We start from the raw sequence: 788 nt of genomic DNA, 5'->3' as shown, positions 1-788 counted from the left end.
TTATTCTCCAGGTACAAAAATACAGTCAAGAAGGCTGTAGTAATCGTGAAATAGCTAGGAGACTTGGTATTGGCAGAAATACAGTAAGCAAATATAAAACAGGCGATCCTAAGTTACTCTATCAATATGGAATTCGCCAAAGTAAGTTGGATGTTTATCGGGATTATATTATGCAATGTCTAAATAATGGCCTTAGTAAGAGTAAAACTGTTAAAGCTATATACGAACAAGGATATGACGGCGGAATGACGAATGCATTTGACTATCTTAAAAAAATAGAACGAGAATATAATAAAAAATTTGAGCCACAACCATATGTCAGAACAATGACAGAGGCTCTTAAATATAGGACAGGTTCTATAGGAAGGGAATGTGATTATATTACAAGAAATGGCGTATTTAATCACTTATGGATGAATACCGAGTTGACTACCAATCACAAAGGATTCATATTTGAGGAATATCCGATACTGCATAAGATACAGAAGTGCATCAGAGAATTCCGTAAAATTCTTGAACTTAAGAGCATTCCATTGCTTTACTTATTTATTGAAGGTTATATGAACAGCGAATTAACCGAAATCAAGTCTTTTGCTAATGGCTTAAGCAGGGATATGGAGGCTGTTGAAAATGCAGTAGCATACAATTACAGCAATGGATTTGTTGAAGGTACAAACAATAAACTCAAGATGATAAAACGGACAATGTATGGACGGTGTAACATCTCGTTATTAAGTGCAAAAATGATGTTGCAAAAACCTGGTATAACGGATAATTAAGGATGAACC

General features: G+C 34.5%; 1 protein-coding gene. It reads left to right on the top strand.

Features of this window, described 5'->3' with window-relative positions; all coding sequences use genetic code 11:
• Positions 1–779, top strand: a 779-nt coding sequence (locus OXPF_RS18670; RefSeq protein WP_054876739.1) for a transposase, incomplete at its 5' end; no start/stop codon positions are given.
• Between the last annotated feature and the right edge of the window lie 9 nt (positions 780–788).

Source organism: Oxobacter pfennigii (assembly GCF_001317355.1).
In the GTDB taxonomy this organism is placed as follows: Bacteria; Bacillota; Clostridia; order Clostridiales; family Oxobacteraceae; genus Oxobacter; species Oxobacter pfennigii.
This window is presented reverse-complemented; position numbering and strand designations above follow the sequence as displayed.